This is a genomic window from Phyllobacterium chamaecytisi (assembly GCF_020164455.1).
GTDB lineage: Bacteria > Pseudomonadota > Alphaproteobacteria > Rhizobiales > Rhizobiaceae > Phyllobacterium > Phyllobacterium chamaecytisi.
The window spans coordinates 76,025-98,323 of sequence record NZ_JAIQWW010000005.1 but is presented as its reverse complement, the minus strand read 5'-3'; the positions used below and the strand labels follow the sequence as shown (position 1 = coordinate 98,323).

At 58.6% G+C, this 22,299-nt stretch carries 20 protein-coding genes; 7 read left to right on the top strand and 13 right to left on the bottom strand.

Annotated features, from left to right (window positions below; genetic code table 11):
* Positions 1–86 precede the first annotated feature (86 nt).
* Complete coding sequence (locus tag LB462_RS09565) at positions 87–692, top strand: TetR/AcrR family transcriptional regulator (protein WP_224507317.1); 606 nt, start codon at positions 87–89, stop codon at positions 690–692.
* 131 nt (positions 693–823) lie between these two features.
* On the opposite strand, the gene LB462_RS09560 is transcribed toward LB462_RS09565, so the two are convergent.
* From LB462_RS09560 to LB462_RS09535, 6 genes are all read right to left on the bottom strand, one after another.
* Positions 824–2,401: an alkaline phosphatase D family protein gene (locus LB462_RS09560; protein ID WP_224507315.1), complete on the bottom strand. Its 1,578-nt coding sequence runs from the start codon at positions 2,399–2,401 to the stop codon at positions 824–826.
* 201 nt (positions 2,402–2,602) lie between these two features.
* Positions 2,603–3,064 carry a 30S ribosomal protein S16 gene (gene rpsP / locus LB462_RS09555; protein WP_224507313.1) on the bottom strand — a complete coding sequence of 154 codons (462 nt, stop codon included), beginning with the start codon at positions 3,062–3,064 and terminating at the stop codon, positions 2,603–2,605.
* Between the two features lie 79 nt (positions 3,065–3,143).
* Positions 3,144–3,449 (bottom strand): chorismate mutase, encoded by a 306-nt coding sequence (locus LB462_RS09550; protein ID WP_112525166.1) that lies wholly within the window; start codon positions 3,447–3,449, stop codon positions 3,144–3,146.
* A 2-nt stretch (positions 3,450–3,451) separates the two neighbouring features.
* Entirely contained in the window at positions 3,452–5,032 is a 1,581-nt protein-coding gene (gene ffh / locus LB462_RS09545) for a signal recognition particle protein (protein WP_224507311.1), read from the bottom strand.
* A gap of 237 nt (positions 5,033–5,269) precedes the next feature.
* Complete coding sequence (locus LB462_RS09540; RefSeq protein WP_224507310.1) at positions 5,270–5,605, bottom strand: BrnA antitoxin family protein; 336 nt, start codon at positions 5,603–5,605, stop codon at positions 5,270–5,272.
* Positions 5,598–5,873, bottom strand: a complete 276-nt coding sequence (locus tag LB462_RS09535) for a BrnT family toxin (protein WP_224507308.1) — start codon at positions 5,871–5,873, stop codon at positions 5,598–5,600. The genes LB462_RS09540 and LB462_RS09535 overlap by 8 nt, the downstream gene beginning before the upstream one ends.
* Before the next feature lie 343 nt (positions 5,874–6,216).
* Here LB462_RS09535 and LB462_RS09530 point away from each other — a divergent pair, with 343 nt between their 5' ends.
* Positions 6,217–7,038, top strand: coding sequence for a lytic murein transglycosylase (locus tag LB462_RS09530; RefSeq protein ID WP_224507305.1), 822 nt, complete (start codon positions 6,217–6,219; stop codon positions 7,036–7,038).
* A gap of 54 nt (positions 7,039–7,092) precedes the next feature.
* On the opposite strand, the gene LB462_RS09525 is transcribed toward LB462_RS09530, so the two are convergent.
* From LB462_RS09525 to LB462_RS09510, 4 genes are all read right to left on the bottom strand, one after another.
* Entirely contained in the window at positions 7,093–7,503 is a 411-nt protein-coding gene (locus LB462_RS09525) for a DUF4440 domain-containing protein (protein WP_224507303.1), read from the bottom strand.
* 14 nt (positions 7,504–7,517) lie between these two features.
* Positions 7,518–8,189 carry a carbonic anhydrase gene (locus tag LB462_RS09520; protein ID WP_224507301.1) on the bottom strand — a complete coding sequence of 224 codons (672 nt, stop codon included), beginning with the start codon at positions 8,187–8,189 and terminating at the stop codon, positions 7,518–7,520.
* Positions 8,190–8,382: 193 nt separating this feature from the next.
* A complete protein-coding gene (gene pdxY, locus LB462_RS09515; protein WP_224507299.1) occupies positions 8,383–9,267 on the bottom strand; it encodes a pyridoxal kinase PdxY in 885 nt (294 codons plus the stop codon).
* A gap of 44 nt (positions 9,268–9,311) precedes the next feature.
* Positions 9,312–9,560, bottom strand: a complete 249-nt coding sequence (locus tag LB462_RS09510) for a hypothetical protein (RefSeq protein ID WP_224507298.1) — start codon at positions 9,558–9,560, stop codon at positions 9,312–9,314.
* A 127-nt stretch (positions 9,561–9,687) separates the two neighbouring features.
* Here LB462_RS09510 and LB462_RS09505 point away from each other — a divergent pair, with 127 nt between their 5' ends.
* From LB462_RS09505 to LB462_RS09485, 5 genes are all read left to right on the top strand, one after another.
* On the top strand, positions 9,688–10,302 hold the full coding sequence (locus tag LB462_RS09505) for a LemA family protein (protein WP_224507296.1): 615 nt from the start codon (positions 9,688–9,690) through the stop codon (positions 10,300–10,302).
* 9 nt (positions 10,303–10,311) lie between these two features.
* On the top strand, positions 10,312–11,166 hold the full coding sequence (locus LB462_RS09500; RefSeq protein ID WP_224507294.1) for a TPM domain-containing protein: 855 nt from the start codon (positions 10,312–10,314) through the stop codon (positions 11,164–11,166).
* 3 nt (positions 11,167–11,169) lie between these two features.
* Positions 11,170–11,808 carry a TPM domain-containing protein gene (locus tag LB462_RS09495; RefSeq protein ID WP_224507292.1) on the top strand — a complete coding sequence of 213 codons (639 nt, stop codon included), beginning with the start codon at positions 11,170–11,172 and terminating at the stop codon, positions 11,806–11,808.
* 289 nt (positions 11,809–12,097) lie between these two features.
* On the top strand, positions 12,098–16,885 hold the full coding sequence (locus LB462_RS09490; RefSeq protein ID WP_224507290.1) for an NAD-glutamate dehydrogenase: 4,788 nt from the start codon (positions 12,098–12,100) through the stop codon (positions 16,883–16,885).
* Between the two features lie 32 nt (positions 16,886–16,917).
* Positions 16,918–18,276, top strand: coding sequence for an MFS transporter (locus LB462_RS09485; RefSeq protein ID WP_224507288.1), 1,359 nt, complete (start codon positions 16,918–16,920; stop codon positions 18,274–18,276).
* Here LB462_RS09485 and purH read toward each other — a convergent pair.
* The 3 genes from purH to LB462_RS09470 all read right to left on the bottom strand — a co-directional run bounded on the left by purH (position 18,266) and on the right by LB462_RS09470 (position 22,282).
* On the bottom strand, positions 18,266–19,882 hold the full coding sequence (gene purH / locus LB462_RS09480; protein WP_224507286.1) for a bifunctional phosphoribosylaminoimidazolecarboxamide formyltransferase/IMP cyclohydrolase: 1,617 nt from the start codon (positions 19,880–19,882) through the stop codon (positions 18,266–18,268). The genes LB462_RS09485 and purH overlap by 11 nt on opposite strands.
* A gap of 78 nt (positions 19,883–19,960) precedes the next feature.
* Complete coding sequence (locus LB462_RS09475) at positions 19,961–21,187, bottom strand: MFS transporter (RefSeq protein ID WP_224507285.1); 1,227 nt, start codon at positions 21,185–21,187, stop codon at positions 19,961–19,963.
* 42 nt (positions 21,188–21,229) lie between these two features.
* Positions 21,230–22,282 carry an aldo/keto reductase gene (locus LB462_RS09470; RefSeq protein WP_224507283.1) on the bottom strand — a complete coding sequence of 351 codons (1,053 nt, stop codon included), beginning with the start codon at positions 22,280–22,282 and terminating at the stop codon, positions 21,230–21,232.
* Positions 22,283–22,299: the final 17 nt, after the last annotated feature.

The window sequence follows — 22,299 nt, the reverse complement described above, 5'->3', positions numbered from 1 at the left end:
GTAATGATCGATACATAATGCAATGTCACTATTGCGAAGCGGCGTCAAGTGATTTATGTATTAATCGATACAGAAAGGAATTCGTGATGTCTCCGAAGGGCCGCCCGCGTGCATTCGACCGCGATACAGCGCTGGAATGCGCCATGCGCATGTTCTGGCAGAAAGGCTATGACAGTGCGTCCATGGCGGATCTGACGCAGGCGATGCACATCAATGCGCCCAGTCTTTACGCTGCATTCGGCAGCAAGGCGGACTTGTTCAAGGAGGCGGTCGAGCTCTATACGAACAAGATCGGCCAGCGCATCAAACACTCATTGCCGACAGCGGCGACTGCAAAGGAGGGGGTCGCGGATTTTCTCATGCAGACAGCCATCTCCCATACCGATCCAGGCCAGCCGCATGGTTGCATGGTGGTGATGGGCGCGCTGCACGGCGACGAGGGTCCCGGAACGCCGTCATCGCTGCTGAAGGAGCGCCGCCTCGACAACGTGACACAGTTGCGCCAACGGCTGGAGCGCGCGGTGCGCGAAGGCGAACTCTCCGAGACTGTCGATATCCAGCAGGTGGCGGAATTCTATGCGACTGTACAACACGGCATGTCGATCACCGCGCGTGACGGCGCCACACTCGAGCAATTGAAGAAGACCGCCGATGCTGCCATGGCGGCCTGGGACGCTTTGACTTCACCCTGATGGGCATCTGATGCAATTTTCTGCGCTTCCGGTGCTCATGGACCAAATGTCCACTGCGCTCCGGGTCTCGAAAATCACACCAGCTGCCTCATCAGGCTGAACTCAGATGCAAACTCGTCGATATCACCGGATCAGATCGAACGAACGGGATCGAGCGTTACCTTGTAAAGTTCGGCGTCCTCACGATCCATCAGCCTCACAGTCATCTGTTCGCTTGCGGCATCGATATCGACGAGACCGAAGAACTGCAGCCCGGCCGAGGGTGGCAGGTTCTGTCCTTGCTCCGGTGTTGGCGCCTTGATGAACTTGAGTTCCGGCCCGAAGGTCTGGTCGAGATCGTTGGGGCCGAAAGTGCCGGCATGAATGGGGCCCGAAACGAATTCCCAAAACGGCTCGAAGTCCTGGAACTGCGCCTTGTCCGGATTGTAGTAATGCGCTGCCGTGTAGTGCACATCCGCCGTGAACCAGACGGTATTGCGGATACCGGCAGATTTGATGAAGCGCAGCAGATCGGCAATCTCGAGCTCCCGCCCCTTCGCTGGGCCGTTGTCGCCATTGGCGACAGCTTCCGCGCCCTTCTTCTCGGTCGCATTGTCCCACACCACCAGACCCAGCGGCATGTCCGCCGCGATGACCTTCCAGGTCGCGCGGGAATTCAACAGTTCGCGCTTCAGCCAGCGCACCTGGTTTGCGCCAAGAATGGACGATTCCGGCGTGATCGTATCTTCCATGTCCGGACCATTCGGGCCGCGATAGGAACGCAAGTCGAGAAAGAAGACGTCAAGCAGCGGGCCATAGGCGATCTTGCGATAAACGCGTCCAGGTTCAGCAGGCGTGTAGCGGATCGGGGTCATTTCGTGAAAGGCCCGCGCGGCCCGGGCCGACAGGAGCGCGATGGACTTTTCAGTGTAACGATCGTCGGCGGTCAGATCCTTGGAGGAAGACCAGTTGTTGAGCACCTCGTGGTCGTCCCACTGGAGAAAAGTCGGGCAGATTGCGTTCAGGGCCCGGACGTGATCGTCAAGCATGTTGTATTTCCACTGGCCCCGATATTCGTCCAGCGTTTCTGCCACCTTGCGCTTTTCATCGGTGATGATGCGGTTTTTCCACTTGCTCCCGTCCTTCAACGTCGTTTCTTCCACCAGAGGACCGTCGGCATAGATCGTATCGCCCGAGTGCAGGAAGAAATCGGGGGTGTGGCTGGCGATAGTCGCGTAGGTCTTCATGCCGGTCTCGTCGATACCCCAGCCTTGACCTACCGTATCGCCTGACCAGGCAAAACGGATATTGCGCTTTGCTGTCGGGGCGGTTTTGAAATGGCCTACAATCGGTTCCGAGACAGCATTGAGGTCGCTAAGATCAACTGCAGTCAGGCGGTAAAAAATATCCTGGTCCGAGACGAGATCGGTGAGCAATTGCTTTACCGCAAGGTCGCTGTCCGGGAAGGCATTGAGCGGCGGTAACGAATAGGCGTTGGCAAAGCTCTCCGTGGTGGAAACTTCGATATTGACCCGCGCTGGCCTGTCGGTTCGCGTCCAGATCATGCCCGTCGTCGCGTCGACGTCACCCGACTGAACGCCATGCGTAAATACCGGTCGCGCATTCGCGCGTGAATAGGATGGGAGCGCAAGACCTGACGCTGCGGTCAGTGCAACGGCTCCCGATGAAACGAGGAAGTTGCGGCGCGTGAACGAAGCCGATCTGCTCATAGTGGTCTCTCCGGGCTGGCTGACGCGTGACCCCAAACCGCAAAGGGTCTTGGGAGCATTATGCGCCGATTCAAAGTGGCTGGCTGCGTCTTCTTTGCGCGGAGAACGTTTCAGTTTTTTTGCAGTTCTGTGAAGTTTGCTCAAAAACAAAAACGGGCGGCAAAAGCCACCCGTTTCGTCGTCAACAGCAGAAGCTGATGATCAGCTTGCAGTTTCTTCAGCCGGAGCTTCTTCGGCAGGCGCAGCAGCAGCTTCAGCGGCGGCAGCCTTTTCAGCCTCAGCGGCGGCGGCAGCAGCTTCCGCATCAGCAATGACCTTGGCCTTTGCATCTTCTTCAGCCTGCTTGGCCATGGCAACGCGTTCCTGTGCCTTCTTGCCCGGCAATGCCTTTTCAGGATTGCTGCGGGTGTCGCGCTTGGCGATACCGGCCTGATCGAGGAAGCGAAGAACGCGGTCCGTTGGCTGTGCGCCATGACCGATCCAGTAATTGATGCGGTCGGCATCGAGCTTGACGCGATCGCCATCCTTGGGAAGCATCGGATTCCATGAGCCGACGTTTTCGATGAAACGGCCATCGCGCGGCGAACGCACGTCAGCAATGACGACGTGATAATAAGGGCGCTTCTTCGACCCTGCACGGGCCAGACGGATTTTCAGTGGCATTGGTATTCTCCTTGGTAGTTGGGTTGTTTGTGTGCGCAATTCCGGACGGAAAACCGCATTACACTTTTCCTGGAATTGCTTAAGCGCCGTTTTCCTTGGCGGCTGTTGTTTCGTGATGCCTGATCACTTCCTTGACGATGAAGTTCAGGAACTTCTCGGCAAAATCGGGGTCCAGATCTGAATCCAGCGCCAGTGAGCGCAGACGTTCGACCTGTAGTTTTTCACGGCCCGGGTCAGCGGGTGCGAGGCCATTCTTCGCCTTCAAAACGCCCACTGCCTTGGTGCAGCGGAAACGTTCGGCGAGCATGTGGATCAACGCTGCATCGATATTGTCGATGGAAGCGCGCAATTGGAGCAGTTCTTTGGGGAGAGAGGAGGACGACATATTCACCCTTTCTTTTTCGGCAGTCCGGGAAGACCGCCACCAAGGCCGGGCAGACGCGGCATGCCGCCGCCCAAGCCACCTAATCCGCCCGGAAGACCACCGAGCCCACCAGGCGAGCCGCCACCCTTGCCGAAACCAGCGGCTTCCGCCTGTTTCTGCAGGGCTTCAAGCTGCTTCGGATCCATCTTGGACAGGTCAGGCATGCCCCCCATGCCGCCCAGCCCACCGAGACCCATTTTCGCGCCAAGGCCGCCCATCATCTGTTTCATCATGCCGCCTTTGCCCTTGCCGCCCATCGCCTTCATCATGTCCGCCATCTGGCGGTGCATCTTGAGAAGCTTGTTGATGTCGGCGGCATTGGTGCCGGAACCCTTGGCGATACGCTGCTTGCGCGAGTGCTTGAGCAGATCGGGATTGCCGCGCTCCGCCTTGGTCATTGACGAAATGATCGCGAGCTGGCGCTTGAAGATGGAATCATCGAGACCGGCCGCAGCCATCTGATCCTTCATCTTGCCCATGCCGGGCATCATCCCCATGATGCCGCCCATGCCGCCCATCTTCTGCATCTGTCCGATCTGGTCAGCGAGATCGTTGAGATCGAACTTGCCGGACTGCATCTTCTTGGCCATCGCCGCGGCTTTTTCCGCGTCGATGTTTTCAGCAGCTTTTTCAACGAGCGAAACGATGTCGCCCATGCCGAGAATGCGATCGGCGATGCGGCGGGGATAGAATTCCTCCAGCGCATCCATCTTTTCGCCGGTGGCGATAAGCTTGATCGGCTTGCCGGTGACGGCCCGCATGGAAAGGGCAGCACCGCCGCGGCCATCGCCATCCATCCGGGTAAGAACGAGACCGGTGATGCCAACGCGCTCATCGAAGGACCGCGCAAGATTGACGGCGTCCTGACCGGTCAGCGCATCGGCAACCAGCAGGATTTCATGCGGATTGGCCTTTTTCTTGATGTCGGCCATTTCGATCATCAATGGCTCGTCGATATGGGTACGGCCCGCCGTATCGAGGATGACGACATCATGGCCGCCGAGCTTGGCCGCCTGAACGGCGCGCGCTGCGATCTCGACGGGTGTCTGGCCAGCAATGATTGGTAGCGTGTCGACGCCGGTCTGCACACCGAGCTGGCGCAACTGTTCCTGCGCGGCGGGACGGCGCGTATCGAGAGAGGCGAGAAGCACCTTCTTCCTCGACCGCTCGGTCAGGCGCTTGCCGATCTTGCCGGTGGTGGTGGTTTTACCGGAACCCTGCAGACCAACCATCATGATGACGACGGGCGCCGGCGCGTTCAGATCAATGGTGACGCCCTCGGCGCCGAGCATGTCGATCAGCTCGTCATGGACGATCTTGACGACCATCTGGCCGGGTTTGATGCTCTTGACGATATCAGCGCCAACTGCCTTGGCACGAACCTTGTCGGTAAACGAACGGACGACATCGAGCGCGACGTCAGCTTCGATCAGGGCCCGGCGCACTTCGCGCAAGGCCGCCGCGACATCGGCATCCGACAGCGCGCCACGGCCTGTGAGGCCGTTCAAAATCGAACCAAGTCGTTCCTGTAAGCTCTCGAACATCCAGTTTTCCTTTATTCCTTCAGAGACCCGCTCCCCAAAAGATAAGTACCAACCGCGCCATGGCAAAGAGCTCAAAGCAAAATGACACCCGAGGGCGCATCGCGCTGTCGGGTGTTGACCTCCGGGATCGTCTAGACCCTTGCGGGGCCCCGGTTGGCTGCTCGGAGTTTCAAAGCTCGTCGCGGATTGATGGGCGGCTTAAACAGGAAATGCGGCGTGGAGTCAAGACGCGCGGGGTCAGGCGCGCTTTTTCCGGCGTGTCACAGCGTTGGGTCGCTCATCCTGGGTTTCGAGTTGCATTAACTTGCGCAATGCCTCGTCGATGCGGCCCTGCCAGCCACGCCCGCTTGAGCGATAATGATCCAGTACATCCGGGCTGAGACGGATGGAGACCGGGATTTTTGGTGTATCGGCAACCGGACGACCGGGGCGGCGTTTTGTCAATTCGGTAATGAGCACTGTGTCCGGGTCTTCTAATACTGCTTTCGCAATTGCAGCATCTTCCGCTGGGGTGATGCTGTCGAGCGCCGCCCTAATCCGTGCCCGATGAGCCACGAGCTGCTGATCATTCATAAGATTTCGCATATTTTTTGATCTCAATCGTTTTTGATTTTCGCAAAGAGATTACCCTGATTTTATCGCGCCGTTCTGTGTAAACAAGAGTAAAGAGTGAAGGCCCGATAAACCCTATAGCCACAATCCTTTCCTCTTCATAATCATGCCTGTCGTCCAGTTGCTCTAAAGCAGTGTTGAATTCAAACCGCTCAGTCACGCCAAAATCGACGCCATGCTTGCGCAAATTCGCTTTGGCCTTTTCTTCGTCCCACTCAAATCTACTCATGAAAACTGCTTTGGTCAATAATTATTGTATATACAAAAAATGTAGTGAAAGCGTAGCTGAAACTGTGAAAGGCCTCCAGCGGAACTCTCTCAAAAGGTCTCATCAATTAGTTCAAGGTCGGGCGCGGTGGCACAATTGACGAGTAACAACCCTAGATTGTATCCGTGCCGGTCATGACATTGGCTGGCGACACATGCGATTTGCCGCATGTGCAGGCCGATAGCAGCCTGAAACGCTGAGAATGAGCGCCGTTTCAACCCATATAGCTCGATTCTTGCAGATGACAGCACGACAGAAAAATGGCAGATAGGAGCACGACGATTCAACCTTTGAGGAGATTTTCATGGCATTCGTTGCCAAAGGCAGATTTTTTGCGGCTGTAGCGACAGCGCTTCTTATGACGGCAGGCATGGCGCAGGCTGCCCCTCAATGCGGCAACAATTCCGCCGGATTCGAGTCGTGGGTCCAGACCTACCAGCAGCAGGCCGGGGCGCAGGGTATCGGCAGCAGAGGCATCAACGCTCTGGACAACGTCAAGTATGCTACCAAGACGATCAATGCCGACCGCAACCAGAAGAGTTTCAAATATTCACTCGACAAATTCATGCAGGTTCGCGGCGCCCAGACGATCATTTCGCGGGGACGCGCGCAAAAAGCACAGAATGCCGCGCTGTTTAATCGGATCGAGCAGCGTTACGGTGTTCCCGCTGGCCCATTGATCGCCATCTGGGGCATGGAAACCGGTTTTGGCAGTTATATGGGCAATCAGCATACGCTTTCAGCCGTCGCGACCCTTGCCTATGACTGCCGTCGCACGGAGTATTTCCGCGAGCAACTCAATGCCGCATTGAAGCTTGTCGACAACGGCACGCTTGCGCCCAATGCCGTCGGCGCAATGCACGGCGAGATCGGTCAGACGCAGTTCCTTCCGCTCAATGTCCTTCGCTACGGCGCGGACGGCGACGGCAATGGCCGCATCGACATGGTCCGCTCCAAGGCCGACGCACTGGCATCGACAGCGAATTTTCTGGTCGGACATGGCTGGCGCGCAGGTGGCGGCTATCAACCGGGACAAGCCAACTACGGCGCCATTGCAGGCTGGAACGCTGCCACCGTCTATCAGCAGGCGATTGCCATTATCGGCGCGAAGATCGACGGCGAATAATCGGTTCGTCGTCGACGATGTTTCCTGGCCGGCGCTTGCGCCGGCCTTTCCATTTCAAAAACCCTCGCAGGCCTCGCCGAGCGAACTCTGGGCGCTCTCGATGATCCTGCCGCCGCGAAAGTTGAAGATCTCGCGCGTGTAGGTAGTGTTGGCCGGGAATTGATAGCAGACGAAAACGGTCGTTGTATCGCCTTCAACGCCGCCGATACGATGGCGCACCCTGGCGCCACGCACAGCGCTCTTCCATTCATCGAGGCTGGCCAGAAATTCATCCTTGGTCTGGATCGTATCGATGTCTTCGAGAATGACCGTTGCGTCATCGGCCAGAATTCTGTCGAAAACCGCGCGGTCGGCGGTACCGAGCGCAGAATACCAGTTTTCGATGATGGCGTTGTGCGCATCGTCCGCCGCGGCAGGACACATCGTTAGAAGAATGACGGGGATCATGAATATCAACCGCGCCATTCTCTTGTCTCCCTCTATTCCAGCGCGGCGGCTTCGCCGACCTCTTCGGGGTCGGGGCGAAGGAAATCACCGGTTTCCGGATTCATGATCCATAGTTCACCGGTCGAAATATCGAACCAGGCGCCATGCAAGGTGAGGCGGCCTTTCTTTTCAAGGATATCGACACAGGGAAAGCTGCGCAGGTTTTTCAGCGAGTATCGAATGGATATGCGCTCCAGCGCAGTCTGGCGCTCGAATGGGGTCATCAGCTCGTTGGCGGAAACCGCTTCGGCTGCGGGGCCGACGAGGCTCATCCACTTGCCGATGAAGTCGCCAGGGGACAGCGGCTCACTCGTCGTGTCGAGCGCCGCCTTTATGCCGCCGCAGCGGCCGTGCCCGAGGACGACGATATTCTTGACTTTCAGGCTCTGCACCGCAAATTCGAGGGCTGCGGAGGTGGAGTGATATTCGCCGTCCGGCGCGTAGGGCGGTACGAGGTTGGCAACGTTGCGCAGAACAAAAATCTCGCCGGGTGCCGTATCGAAGATGATCTCCGGCGCGGAGCGGGAGTCGCAGCAGGCGATGACCAGTGTTTCGGGCGTCTGGCCCTGATCCGCAAGCTGCTTGTAGCGCATCGTTTCGTTGGCATAGCGATGCGCCATGAAGTTGCGATAGCCGGTGAGAAGTTTCTCGGGAAGCAAGGTCATTCTTTTCCTCTAATCCGGAACCGGGACAAGATCAATTGGTCTAAGAGCCCGAGCCAAAATTCGCCATGACGGGCTGCAAATGGCGTTTTTCTGCGCTCCGATGCTCACGTACCCAAACGTACGCTGCGCTTCGGTGCTCGAGAACCACCATTTTCGCCGCCTCCTGACGAATTTTGGCTCGGGCTCTAATGTGCTATGCCCTGATGCCCTTGCTTGGATGAACCAGCCGCCGCATCTGAGTCATCGCCATAGGGGTGGAAAGGCTGGATGCGTCGGCTTCGAGCATCAGTTCATCGGCGCCGCGCTTGGCAGAGCGGGCCATGATCTCGAAAACCGAGGCCGTCGTGCGTTGCAGCACCTGTTCGAGATCAAGACCGGCAAGCGTGCGTGCGAGGAACAGCGCGGCAGTAAGATCGCCAAGGCCATTGGTCGGGCCGACGACGAGGCGGTGTTCGGCGAGCAGTGCCAGAGAGTGCGTCACCAGCAGATTGCCGGTGCCGCCAGCAATCATCGGGTGCGCGGAGGTCACAAGCATTGTACCGGGCCCTGCGTGCAACGCTGCCTGCATGACCGCCTTGTTGTCGGGCAATTCCGCGCCGGTCAGCCATGCAAGCTCGAAGCGGTTAGGCGTCGAAACATCGGCGAGCGGCATCAACTCGTCGCGGATGGCATTTGCAGTCGCCTCCGGAACGTAAAGCCCCTTTTCATCGCCGATGACAGGATCGCAGAGATAAAGCACGCCCTTGTTGCGGGTTTTTGCGGTTTCTACCAGACGGGCGACACTGGCGGCCTGCGCAGCATTGCCGAGGTAACCACTCATAATGCCGCGGACCTCGCCAAGCCAGGGAGCGCGCTCGAGATCGGCAATCAGGTCGTCGAATTGCTGCGGTTCCGGCACTATGCGCTTGGCCGGTCCGTGACCGGGATGCCATGGCAAGATGACGGTTGGCACCGCCCATACCGGATGGCCGAGCGTTTCAAGCGCGAATACGGCGGCACGATTGCCGACTGAACCCCGCACGACATGGCTGGAAATGACGATGACAGCATTGGATGAAGGAGCAACGGAACTGGTCATTGGAAATACTCGTGCGAGAGTTCGGGCGAGCGAGCGAGCGCGACTCAACCCTTGCCGACTATAGAACTGATCACCCAGATAATCATGGCGATCAAGACAAGCAATCCCAGAAACCTGCCGATGCGTGTGCCCCAGACTTCTATGGGGTCGGCCGGATCCGCATCGCCGGCAGAAAAGTGGCCCTTGGTCCGTTCGACGATAGATATGCCTCCGGAAGCGGATTCGCGATCGATCCGTTCGATAATGCGTCTCGATTCCGCATCGGACTGATGCTTTCCATCGTGTTCAGGCATGAAGACACTCGGTTTATGTTCAACAACTTAGCATAGCGCTTTGGCTGTTCCTTTTGCAGAAAAAAATGGCTAGGTTTGTGGTGCTTCGTTCTGAAGCGGTGAATCTGTACTCGGGGAGAGGATTCCAATGCAACATTCGACTTGCCTGCCGACACCGCGCCGCGCCTTTTCCATCATTGCCCTGTTTCTTCTCGTACCGCTGCTTTCAGCCTGCGGCTTCAACACTATTCCGACCAATGAGGAAAAGGCCAAGGCCGCGTGGAGCGAGGTGTTGAACCAGTATCAGCGGCGGGCCGATCTCATTCCCAACCTCGTCGAGACTGTCAAAGGTTATGCCGCACAGGAAAAGGACGTGCTGACATCGGTGGTTGAGGCGCGGGCAAAGGCGACCTCCATTCAGGTAACGCCGGAAACCCTCACCGATCCCAATGCGATGAAGGTGTTTCAGGAGAACCAGGCACAGTTGACCGGAGCACTGTCACGGTTGATGGCTGTCGTCGAAAACTACCCGGAGCTGAAATCCAACCAGAACTTCCTCGCACTGCAATCGCAGCTCGAAGGCACGGAAAACCGCATCGCCGTATCGCGCCGGGATTATATCGAGTCGGTGCGGGTCTATAACACCTCGCTCAGGACGATGCCGACCATGATCTGGAAGTGGATCTGGTACACGGGCAATGAACCCTACCAGACCTTCAACATCGAAGACTCAGCCAAGCAAACGCCTCAGGTCAAGTTCTAGGCTCCAGACATGAGCGCATTGCGCCAGACTGTGGTTGGGTTCAATCGCCTATTATTATTGGCCATTGCGCTGCTGGCATTGCTATCAGTCAGCGCATTTGCTGCCGAACTTCCTGCTCTGACAGGTCGTGTGGTCGATGACGCGAACGTCATCGATGCGGCAACGCGCGAGCAGATAACGCAGAAATTGGCGGCGTTCGAAGCAAAATCCTCCGATCAGGTGGTGGTGGTTACAGTGCCGAGCCTTGATGGCGAGGAGATCGAGCCCTATTCCAACCGGCTCTACCGCTCCTGGGCGCTCGGGCAAAAACAGGAAAACAATGGTGTTCTTCTCGTCGTCGCACCAAACGATCGCAAGGTGCGCATCGAGGTCGGCTATGGTCTTGAAGGCACGCTGACCGACCTTTTGTCCAAGCTCATCATCGAAAATGCCGTCATACCGGGGTTTCGCTCGGGCGATTATTCGGGTGGAATCTCGAAAGGTGTCGATGGCATTCTTGCTGTCCTTTCCGGTGATGCTGCTGAACTCGAGGCCCGCGCCAAACGCAATGTTCAGGAGCCGACCTCCGATGTCGACTGGGTGATGCTCATCTTCGTCATGATCTTTCTGTTCATGTTCTTCAGCGGGATCATACTTCCCGCCGTCGTTACGTCCTTCGGGCGCAAGATCGCGCCTGGCCGCTATGAGTGGCTGGGCATGATCTTTGACATTGGCTCGAGAGGCGGTCGCGGCGGTGGCGGATGGTCCTCGGGCGGTGGTGGTTGGTCATCCGGAGGGGGTGGCTGGTCTTCGGGTGGTGGCGGCGGCGGCTTTTCGGGCGGGGGCGGTTCGTCCGGCGGCGGCGGCGCATCGGGGAGTTGGTAGGCCATGAGTCCAGGGTCCATGAATGAAGCCGATCACGCGCGCATTGCCGAGGCGATACGTGCAGCCGAAAGCCGCACAAGCGGCGAAATCTATGCGGTGCTCGCGCGGCGCAGCGACAGCTATTTCTACGTGGCAGGATTTACCGCGGCTTGCGGCATACTTTTCGCCGCCGTCGTGGTTGCGGTGGCGGCGCACTGGTACTGGTTCACCTTGCCCCTGCCGGTCTTTGGCCTCGCTATCCTTGCCGCTTTTCTTGCCGCTGTGCTGGTCCTGTGGCTCTTGCCCGGCATTACCATGTGGCTCGTGCCGCGACGCATCCGCTACAAGCGGGCGCATCTCAACGCGATCCAGCAATTTCTGGCACGAAACGTCCATCTCACGACGCAACGCACGGGTGTCCTCCTTTTCGTCTCGCTGGCGGAGCGATACGCGGAGGTGGTTGCGGATGCGGGTATCAATGCAAAAGTCCATCAGGATGAATGGAACGGAATCGTCGCGATCCTGACCGAACATGCGGACAGAGATGAATTGGCCGATGGTTTTTTGAAAGCCATTGGAAAAGCGGGCCAACTCTTGGAAGAACATTTCCCCAGAGGGGTCGATGACGTCAATGAGCTAGATGATCATTTGGTCGAATTGTAGGAGAGACCGCCGAAAATTGGCCAGGGCGAGCTGCAAATGGCGTTTTTCTGCGCTCCGATGCTCACGTACTCAACGTACGCTGCGCTTCGGGGCTTGCAAACCACCATTTTCGTCCCACCCTGACGTATTTTCGTTCGGGCTCTCGGAACGATTCTAACGCTCGATCATCGATTTATGACCTTTTATTGCGTGTCACACGATTTTCACCGCGACCGTGCAGTTTAGGCTCGAAAAAGCCTTTTGAAAGGCTATGATCGCGCCAAATACATAATCCAGGGGGAAATATTTGATGGCTTCCAAAAATAAAGCGGACGTAAAGGTCGCCACGAAGTCAAAACCACCGAAAGCCCCGAAAGAGAAGCCACAAGCAGGGTTGTTTGAAGACCTTTTGTTTGCCCGGGCGCCGGAAGAAGATCTTGCCGACTACGATGCGGGTGCGCTGACCGCCTCGGCGAAGCTTGCGGAGAATGCGCTGGCGCAATTCAAGTCGGGACGGCCAGTCATCGATGTCAGCGAAGGCAATATCGTCTCCCGCGATGGCCGTCCTGTGACGGTAATTACCCTGATCAACGACAACATGCCCTTCCTGCTCGACTCGGTGCTTGGCGAAATCAGTGAGCGCGTCACGGCGGTTTATCTCGTGTTGCATCCGGTCATGGATATCGACAGACACACGAACAGCGTTCTCGGGACTGCGGGTCCGGACAAGCCGGGCAAAGAAGTGGCGCGGGTCAGTGTCATGCAAATTCATGTACCGGCGCTCGATGAGCCATCGCGTGAGATCATGACCGCGGCGCTGGACCTTGTGCTCAAGCAGGTGCGCGAAGCCGTTAGCGATCGCGGAGCCATGGTCGCACGTCTGGGCGAAGCGATCGAAGCCTACAAGACCGGCAAAACGCCGATGAAAAAAGCTGCAGCAGAGGAAGCAGCAGAGTTTCTCGAATGGTTGCGTGACAATAATTTCACCTTTCTCGGCGTGCGTGAGTACGACTATCAGGGCGACAATAGTCAAGGTGAGCTGGAGCGCTCCGGCAAGCGCGGCCTTGGCATATTGAGCGATCCCGATGTGCGTGTCTTGAAGCGCGGCAACCAGGGTGTGACGACAACCCCGCAGATCATTGCCTTTCTCACCGGTCCCGAGCCTCTGATCGTCACCAAGGCCAATACAAAATCGCTGGTGCACCGCCGCGGCTATATGGATTACATCGGCGTGAAAACGTTCGATGCGGAGGGCAAGGTTACGGGCGAATTGCGTTTCGTCGGGCTGTTCACGTCCGGCGCCTATACGCGTTCTGTGCTTAAGATCCCCTATCTGCGCTCGAAAACCGAGGCTGTTATCCACCGGCTTGGCTTCAATCTCGAAGATCATTCCGGAAAGCAACTCATCAAGGTACTCGAGGGTTACCCGCGCGATGATCTTTTCCAGATCGACGTCAAGACGCTGACCCGGTATGCCGAGATCATATTGGCGCTCGGCGAGCGGCCGCGCGTGCGTGTCCTGCCGCGGATCGATCCTTTTGGCCGTTTCGCTTCCATCATCGTCTTCGTGCCGCGCGAGCGCTATGACTCAATCGTGCGCGAGAAAATCGGTTCGCACCTTGCCAAAGTGTATGAGGGGCATGTGTCGGCTTACTATCCGGCATTTCCCGAGGGTGGGCTTGCCCGCGTGCATTTTATCGTCGGCCATGCCGAGGACCAGTTTCCCAAGGTCAAACGTGAGGCGCTGGAAGAAACCGTTCGCTCCATCGTCCGCACCTGGGAAGATGCTGTTGCGGAGGTCGGAGATCGCCGTGGAACTGCGGAATTCACCGCTCTTGCTGCGGCCTTTCCGGATTCCTATCGCGAAAACTTTTCGCCCGACGAGGCGCTGGTCGATGCCAGTCGCATTGCCGGTCTTTCACGCAACAATCCACTCTATGTCGATTTCTATCGGCATCGCACTGACGGGCCCAATGCCGCTTCGTTGAAGATCTATCATTATGGCTCGGCAGTTGCCCTTTCGCAGCGTGTTCCCTTGCTGGAGAATATGGGCTTTCGCGTCATCAGCGAGCAGACATTCCAGTTGCCTGCGGCCGACGGCAGCCCGCTTTTTGTGCATGACATGGAGCTCATCAGCGCCTCGGATTCGGGGATCGATCTTGCCGATGATGGCGCTCTTTTCGAAGACGTGTTCCGCTCCATCTGGAATGGTGCGTCGGACAATGATGGCTACAATGCGCTTGCCCTTACCGGGCAGCTGACCGCACGGCAAATCATCATCCTGCGCGCTTACGGCCGTTATCTTCAGCAGGCGGGCATTCCCTATTCGCAGGATTTCATCGCGGCGACGCTTAACCGCTATCCGGCGATTGCCAGACAGATATTCGATCTGTTCGATCAGCGGCTCAATCCTGCGAGGGCCGGTGCGAAGTCGGAACGCAAACAGACGACGCTACGCTCTCAAATCGAGGAAGCGCTGCAGGACGTTCCGAGCCTCGACGATGACCGTATCCTGCGCCGTTTCCTCAATCTCATCGAGTCGACCCTGCGCACCAACGCCTTTGCCCCGGAAGAAGGCGGCAACGAACGCGTGACGCTTGCCTTCAAGCTCGATCCACGATCGCTGGATGAACTGCCGGAGCCGCGGCCTTACCGCGAAATTTTCGTCTATGGGCCGGAGGTCGAAGGTGTGCATCTGCGCTTTGGTCCAGTGGCACGCGGTGGCTTGCGCTGGTCGGACCGTGCGCAGGACTACCGCACGGAAGTGCTGGGTCTGGTGAAAGCGCAGCAGGTGAAGAACGCAGTCATCGTTCCCGTTGGCGCCAAGGGCGGTTTCTTCCCGAAACACCTTCCGACTGGCACCGATCGCAACGCCATCTTCGAGGCGGGCCGCGCGGCCTATATCACCTTCATCGCGACGCTGCTTTCGGTGACCGACAATCTGGAAGGCGAGACGGTTGTTCCACCTCAAAATGTGATCCGCCTCGACGGCGACGATCCTTACTTCGTTGTAGCCGCCGACAAGGGCACGGCGACGTTTTCCGACACAGCCAATGCGATCAGCCAGGCGCATGATTTCTGGCTGGACGATGCCTTCGCTTCGGGTGGTTCTGCGGGCTACGATCACAAGAAAATGGGTATTACCGCGCGCGGCGCATGGGAAGCCGTGAAGCGCCATTTCCGCGAAATCGGCACAGACATCCAGAAAATGCCGTTCACCGTTGTTGGCGTCGGCGATATGTCAGGCGACGTCTTCGGCAATGGCATGCTGCTGTCGCCGCAAACGAAGCTGATAGCAGCCTTCGACCACCGCGATATTTTCATCGATCCCGAGCCGGACGCGAAGGCGACGTTGAAGGAGCGTCAGCGACTGTTCAACCTGCCGCGCTCCAGCTGGCAGGATTTCGACAAGAGCAAGATTTCGGCGGGCGGCGGCGTGTTCTCGCGCTCGCAAAAGTCGATCACCCTGTCGAAGGAAGCCGCAAAGGCCATCGGCCTTGCCAAGACCACGGCAACGCCGTTCGAGATCATGACGGCGATCCTGAAAGCGCCGGTCGACCTCCTGTGGTTCGGCGGCATCGGCACCTACGTCCGTTCGTCGCTGGAGAGCGACGCGGAAGCGGGTGACCGCGCCAATGATGCCATCCGCATCACCGGCAGCGATGTTCGGGCGAAAGTCATCGGCGAAGGCGCCAATCTTGGCGTGACACAGAAGGCGCGCATAGAGTTCGGCCTGCTCGGCGGGCGCTGCAATTCCGATGCGATCGACAATTCGGCTGGCGTCAACACGTCCGACGTCGAGGTCAATATCAAGATCGCCCTGGCACAGGCCATGCGCGCTGGCAAATTGCAACGTGACAAGCGCAACACGCTGCTGGAATCGATGACCGAGGAAGTCGGTGATCTGGTGCTGCGCAACAATTATTTGCAGACACTGGCGCTATCGCTGGCACAGCGGCGCGGCCTCGCCGACCTTGCCTATCAGGCGCGCTTCATCAACGATCTCGAGACAAGGAAACTCCTTAACCGCAAGGTGGAAACGCTGCCCGACGACAAGGCGATGGCAGAGCGGCAGGTCGAAGGCATTCCATTGACGCGGGCCGAACTCGGCGTGCTCCTTGCCTATTCGAAGATTGTCCTTTTGGACCAGCTTCTGGCCAGCGATTTGCCGGACGATCCCTATCTCGAACGCGAATTGATGGACTATTTCCCGCGTCAGATGAAGGAGGGTTTCGGCGACGAAATCCGCACGCATCGCCTGCGTCGGGAAATCATCGCGACGCAGCTTGCCAACGATGTCATCAATCGCGGCGGGCCGACTTTCGTAAGCCGGCTGGCGGACCTTACCGGCCAATCAGGCCCGGAGATCGTTCGCGCCTACGTGATCGTGCGAGACGGCTTTGAGCTGGATGAGGTGTTCGCAGGGATCGACGCGCTGGACAATGCAGTACCAGGTGGAACCCAAAACGGTTTCTATGCCAACGTCGCCCAGATGCTGAACTGGACGACAGCCTGGGTGCTGCGTAACCACACCGGCGCCGTTGGTCTCGGTGCTGCGATCGCGGAGATCAAAACGGCCCGCGATGCGCTGCAGCCGCGCCTCGACAAGCTGCTGCCTGCATCGATGATCGGCCTCATCCGCGAAGATACCGCCAGCAACGCTGCTCTCGGTGCGCCTCCGGCACTTGCCGCGCAGTTGGCGCGGCTGGAGATAGCGCCGATCATTCCGGATATCGCCGCCGTGGCCCAGCAAGCCAAAATCGACATTGCCAGTGCAGCAAGGGCCTATTTCGACATATCCGAAGCATTCCGTATCGGCCGTATCGAGGATGCGGCGCGCGGCGTTTCCATCGCCGATTATTATGACGGACTGGCGCTTGCCCGTGCCACCGACCTGATCAGTCAGGCGCGGCGCGGTATCGCCGTGGCGGCACTGAGCAAATATGGCAAGCAGGCCGATCCGGCAAAAGACTGGCTGATGAGCCGGGGCGCACGCGTCGACGAGGTGCGGCAGCGCATGGCGAATATTGTGGAAACGGGCGATTTGACCGTCTCCCGGCTTGCGGTGGCTGCCGGATTGCTTTCCGATCTGTCATAGGCAGGTGGGCTTGATGGGCAAGGGATAGCGTAATGGCTGCATCGAGAAGAGGCATCTGGGGTTGGATGCTCTTCGACTGGGCGGCGCAGCCATTCTTCACGGTCGTCACGACGTTTATCTTCGGACCGTATTTCGTTTCGCGCATGGCGAGCGATCCGGCCATCGGCCAGGCGGCGTGGGGTTATGGCATCGCCGTTTCGGGGCTGTTCATCGCCGTGCTCTCGCCGGTGCTCGGATCGATCGCCGACCAGACGGGACGGCGCAAACCGTGGATCGGTTTCTTCGCGATCATCAAGATATTCTCGCTGATCATGCTGTGGTTTGCGGCACCAGGCTCAGGCCTGATTGTCCCGTTGATGTTCTTTTCGCTGGCGTCGATTGCGGCGGAGTTTTCCATCGTCTTCAACGATTCGATGATGCCGCGGCTGGTGGCACCAAAGGATATCGGCCGCATATCCAACATGGCCTGGGGCCTCGGTTATCTCGGCGGCATGATCGTGCTGATCTTCGTCGTGGCATTCATGGCCGCTTCGCCGCAGACCGGCAAGACCATGCTCGGCCTTGCACCGATCTTCGGGCTCGATCCGGCGACGGGCGAGGGTGATCGCGCAACGGCGCCATTGTCGGCGCTATGGTACCTCGTCTTCATCCTGCCGATGTTCCTGTTCACGCCGGATGGTGCGAGAGGCTTGGCAGCTGGTCCGGCAGTGCGGGTCGGACTTGCGGAACTCAAGTCCACGTTAAGCGAGGTACGGCAGCGGCCGGGGCTTTTTCGCTTTCTCGTCGGTCGCATGATCTATCAGGACAGCGTGAATGCATTGATCGCGCTGGGCGGGGCCTTCGCGGCGACAATGTTTGGCTGGGCCACGGCGGAAATCGGGATTTTCGGTATCATACTCAACGTGGTTGCCATTTTTGGCTGTCTTGCCGCCAGCAAACTTGACACGATACTAGGGTCGAAGGTCGTGGTGGTGATCTCGTTGGTCTTGTTGACCATTGCAACGATCGGCATCGTCTCGACCGGTCCTGGTTTCACCTTGTTCGGTGTCGTGCAATTGCCGGGCGCCGATAGTGGAGGTCTGTTCGGTACACCTGCAGAAAAAGCCTATATCGGCTTCGGACTGCTCATCGGCATTGCGTTTGGACCGGTGCAGGCTTCATCGCGTTCCTACATGGCGCGCAGCATTTCGTCCGATGAGGCCGGGCGCTATTTCGGCATCTACGCGCTGTCCGGAAGGGCAACAAGCTTTCTCGCGCCCTTCCTGGTCGCAACTGTGACAGCGGTAAGCGGATCGCCGCGCCTCGGCATGGCGATGATCATCCTGTTCTTGCTGGCCGGACTGGCGATTCTTTTGAGAACGCCCTATCCGGCTGCAAAAATCAGTGCCTGAAGTGGCGCATGCCAGTGAAGACCATGGCGATGCCATGCTCGTCGGCGGCGGCAATCACTTCGTCATCGCGCATCGACCCGCCCGGCTGGATCACGGCGGTGGCACCGGCGGCGACAGCTGACAGCAGGCCGTCAGCGAAGGGAAAGAACGCATCGGAGGCGACCACGGAGCCTTTGGTCAAGGGCGTCGCGTTTCCTGCAGCTTCGGCGGCATCCTCGGCTTTGCGGGCTGCAATGCGAGCGCTATCAACCCGGCTCATCTGCCCGGCACCGATGCCAACAGCCGCGCCATCCTTGACGTAGACGATGGCATTGGATTTCACGTGCTTGGCGATGCGGAAGGCAAGCTTGAGATCGGACATTTCCGCGTCGGTTGGAGCGCGCTTGGTGACGACCGTGAGTTCGAGATCGTCGACAACGCCGCTGTCGCGCGACTGGACGAGGATTCCCCCGGCAACGGTCTTGGCGCTGATGCCGCCGGCGCGCGGATCGGGCAGGCCGCCGGTGACCAGCAGCCGCAGGTTCTTCTTGGCGGCAACGATCGCCTGCGCTTCCGGTGTCGCGTCGGGCGCGATGATGACTTCGGTGAAGGTCTTGACGATTTCCGCCGCGGCTTCGGCGTCGAGCGTCTTGTTGAGTGCGACGATGCCGCCAAAAGCCGAAACCGGGTCGCAGGCGAGCGCCTTCAGATAGGCTTCCTTCAAGGTCGCGCCTTCGGCAACGCCGCAAGGATTGGCGTGTTTGATGATGGCGACGGCGGATGTTCGCGCCGGGTCGAATTCGGCAACGAGCTCGAAGGCGGCGTCCGTGTCGTTGATGTTGTTGTAGGAGAGCTGCTTGCCCTGCAATTGGGTAGCGGTGGCGACGCCCGGACGCTTCTCGCCGGTAAGATAGAAACCAGCCGACTGGTGCGGATTTTCCCCATAGCGCATGACTGAATGCAGATGACCACCGATAGCGCGGCGTGACGGCGTTTCCGTCATGAGGGCTTCGGCGAACCAGCCGGAAATCGCTGCGTCATAGGTGGCCGTGCGGGCATAGGCCTTGGCGGCAAGGCTCTGGCGGAACGAATAGGGCAATGAGCCTTCATGCTTGTCGAGCATGGCGATGACCATGTCGTAGTCGCCGGTCTCGGTAACGACCCCGACATAGGCGTGGTTTTTGGCAGCGGCACGGATCATGGCCGGACCGCCAATGTCGATATTCTCGACAATATTGGCGTAATCGGCACCGGAATGACGGACCTCTTCAAATGGATAGAGGTTGATGACGACGAGATCGATGGCGCCAATATCATGCGCCTGCATAGCCGCCGTATGTTCCGGATCGTCTCGTACGGCCAACAGCCCGCCATGCACTTTCGGATGCAAGGTCTTGACACGGCCGTCCATGATTTCCGGAAAGCCGGTAATGTCGGCGACGTCGCGGACCGGAATGCCCTCGGCGGCTATCGTCTTGGAGGTGCCGCCGGTGGAGAGGATTTCGACGCCATGGCGGTGCAGCGCATGAGCCAGCGCGGTAAGGCCAGCCTTGTCCGAAACGGAAAGAAGGGCCCTCTTCACGGGATGAAGGTTTGGAGCAGGAAAGGATTTGGCGGCGACGGCCATGGGTGTACGTCCTCAAACTTTGACTGGATGAATGGATTTGCGTGGCCGTTAGCACAGCCAAAGCTGGAATCCTATCTTTTATGTTTTCGGGCGGGGCTCTGTCGTGAACGCCAACAGGACCGCAACACCCATCATGGCCCCCGCCAGCGAAGTAACCCACCAGCCGCCATAGTAGTAGGTGGCGGCGGCAAGCGCCGACCCGGCCGAACCAAGCAGGAAAACGATGGTCATATAGATCGCATTGAGGCGGCCGCGCGCCTGATCATTGAGCGAGAAGATGATGCGCTGGCTAAGGATCTGGTTGGTTTGAACGGCGCTGTCGATGAAGATCGCCGCAAGGACGAGCGCGGTGATCGAGATGGCAGTTCCAGCCCAACCGGCAATCAGAAACCAGATCGTAAGCGTGATCATGGCGGTAGCAGTACCTTGTCTTGTATAGCCACGGTCTGCGAGACGGCCAGCCACGGGAGCCGCGAGGGCGCCGGCTGCACCCGCCAGGGCGAACAGAGCAATCTGGCGTTGGCTGTAGCCAAAAATGTCGGTCAAAAGCAGCGGAATGCCGGTCCAGAACAGATTGAAACTGGCGAAGATGATGCCTTGATAGAATGCGCGGCGCTGCAGAGCCGGTGTGGTGACAAGCAGATGCCACATCGATTTCAGGATAGCGCCATAGCGCATGCTGCCATGCGGCTGGCGTTGTGGTAGCGCGGCACGCAGCAGCACAAGTACAGCGATCATTGCCGCTGCCGAAATCCAGAAGATCGCCCGCCATCCGAACTCGGAAGCGACCAGGTTGGCCAGCGGTCGCGCCAGCATGATGCCGGTCAAGAGCCCCGCCATGACATTGCCGATAGTGCGGCCGCGAGAAGCGGCGGGAACCAGATGGGAGGCGAAAGGCACGAGAACCTGTGCACCACAGGCGAAGAAGCCAATGATGAAGGAGGACAGGAGAAAGGTCGTTGCCGAGCCGGACAGAGCTGCTCCGGCAAGACCAAGTGCGGTGCCAGCGAGCGTCAAAAGAACCAGGCGGCGATTTTCGACAAGATCGGCCAACGAAACAAGGAACAGCAGTCCCGCGCCATAGCCGAGTTGAGTCACTGTAACGATAAAACCGGCCATGCCGCCATGCATATCGAGGTCGGTGCTGATGAGACCGATAAGCGCTTGCGCATAGTAAATATTACCGACCATTGCCCCGCAGGCGAAGGCGAACAAAAAGGTCAATGCCGGGGAAAGCCCAGGCAATTCCGTTGCCGCCTCGGCAAGTTCAGATTGCGGAAGTAAGGTGTCTCGGGAATAGGCCATAAGGTTCTCGCTGCCGGCGGTCCTCCCACCCCCGGCTTTTCGTTATTTCAGATGGGGTTGGATAAGGGAAAGATCGGCGGCAGAAAGCCTGTCGGACGCGGTCCGGGCCTGATGCCAGTACGGATAAATGAGCGGCAACTGGCTGACTTTATCGAGGCTTGCGCGTTCTTCCGCGCTCAGGACCACATCGGCAGCCTTGAGATTATCCGCAAGCTGGGCGTCCGTACGAGCGCCGACGATGATCGACGTCACGCCCTTGCGCCCGAGCAGCCAGGACAGCGCAATCTGTGCCGCAGAAATATTGCGGGCTTCGGCAATGCCGACCAAAACTTCAATGATGTCGTAAAGCCGCTCCTGATCCCGGATCGGCGGCTCGCCCCAATTGGCAAGCTGACGCGTGCCTTCCGGCGTTGCCTTGTTGCGGCGGTATTTACCGGACAGCAGCCCGCCAGCCAAAGGACTCCAGACCAGTACGCCAAGGCCTTGGTCGAGGGTCGCAGGAATCAGTTCATACTCGGCTTCGCGCGCCTCAAGGCTGTAATGGATCTGCTGGCTGACAGGTGCGACGAACTTTTCCAATGCCGCAACGCCCATGGCCTTCATCAGGTGCCAGGCGGAGAAATTCGAAACGCCGACATAACGCACCTTGCCGGAGCGCACGAGCGTATCGAGGGCCTCCAGCGTTTCGTCGAGCGGTGTCAGTCCGTCCCACTGATGCAACTGGTAGAGGTCGATGTGATCGGTGCCGAGGCGTTTCAGGCTGGCCTCTGCAGCGCGGATCAAATGGTAGCGTGACAGGCCCGCATCGTTGATTTCCTCGCCCATGCGGAACCTGGCCTTGGTGGCGACGAGGACGCTGTCGCGCTTGCCCTTGAGAGCCTGTCCGACGATCTCCTCGGAAGCACCGGTCGAATAAATGTCTGCTGTGTCGATGAGGTTGATCCCGGCATCGAGAGCCATGCCGATCTGGCGCTTGGCGCCTTCCAGGTCAGTGTCCCCGGTCTTGGCGAAATTGCCTTTGCCGCCAAAGGTCATCGTGCCGAGGCTGAGCGCGGATACTTTAAGGCCGGAGCGGCCGAGTTGACGATACTCCATGGTGAAGACTCCTGGTG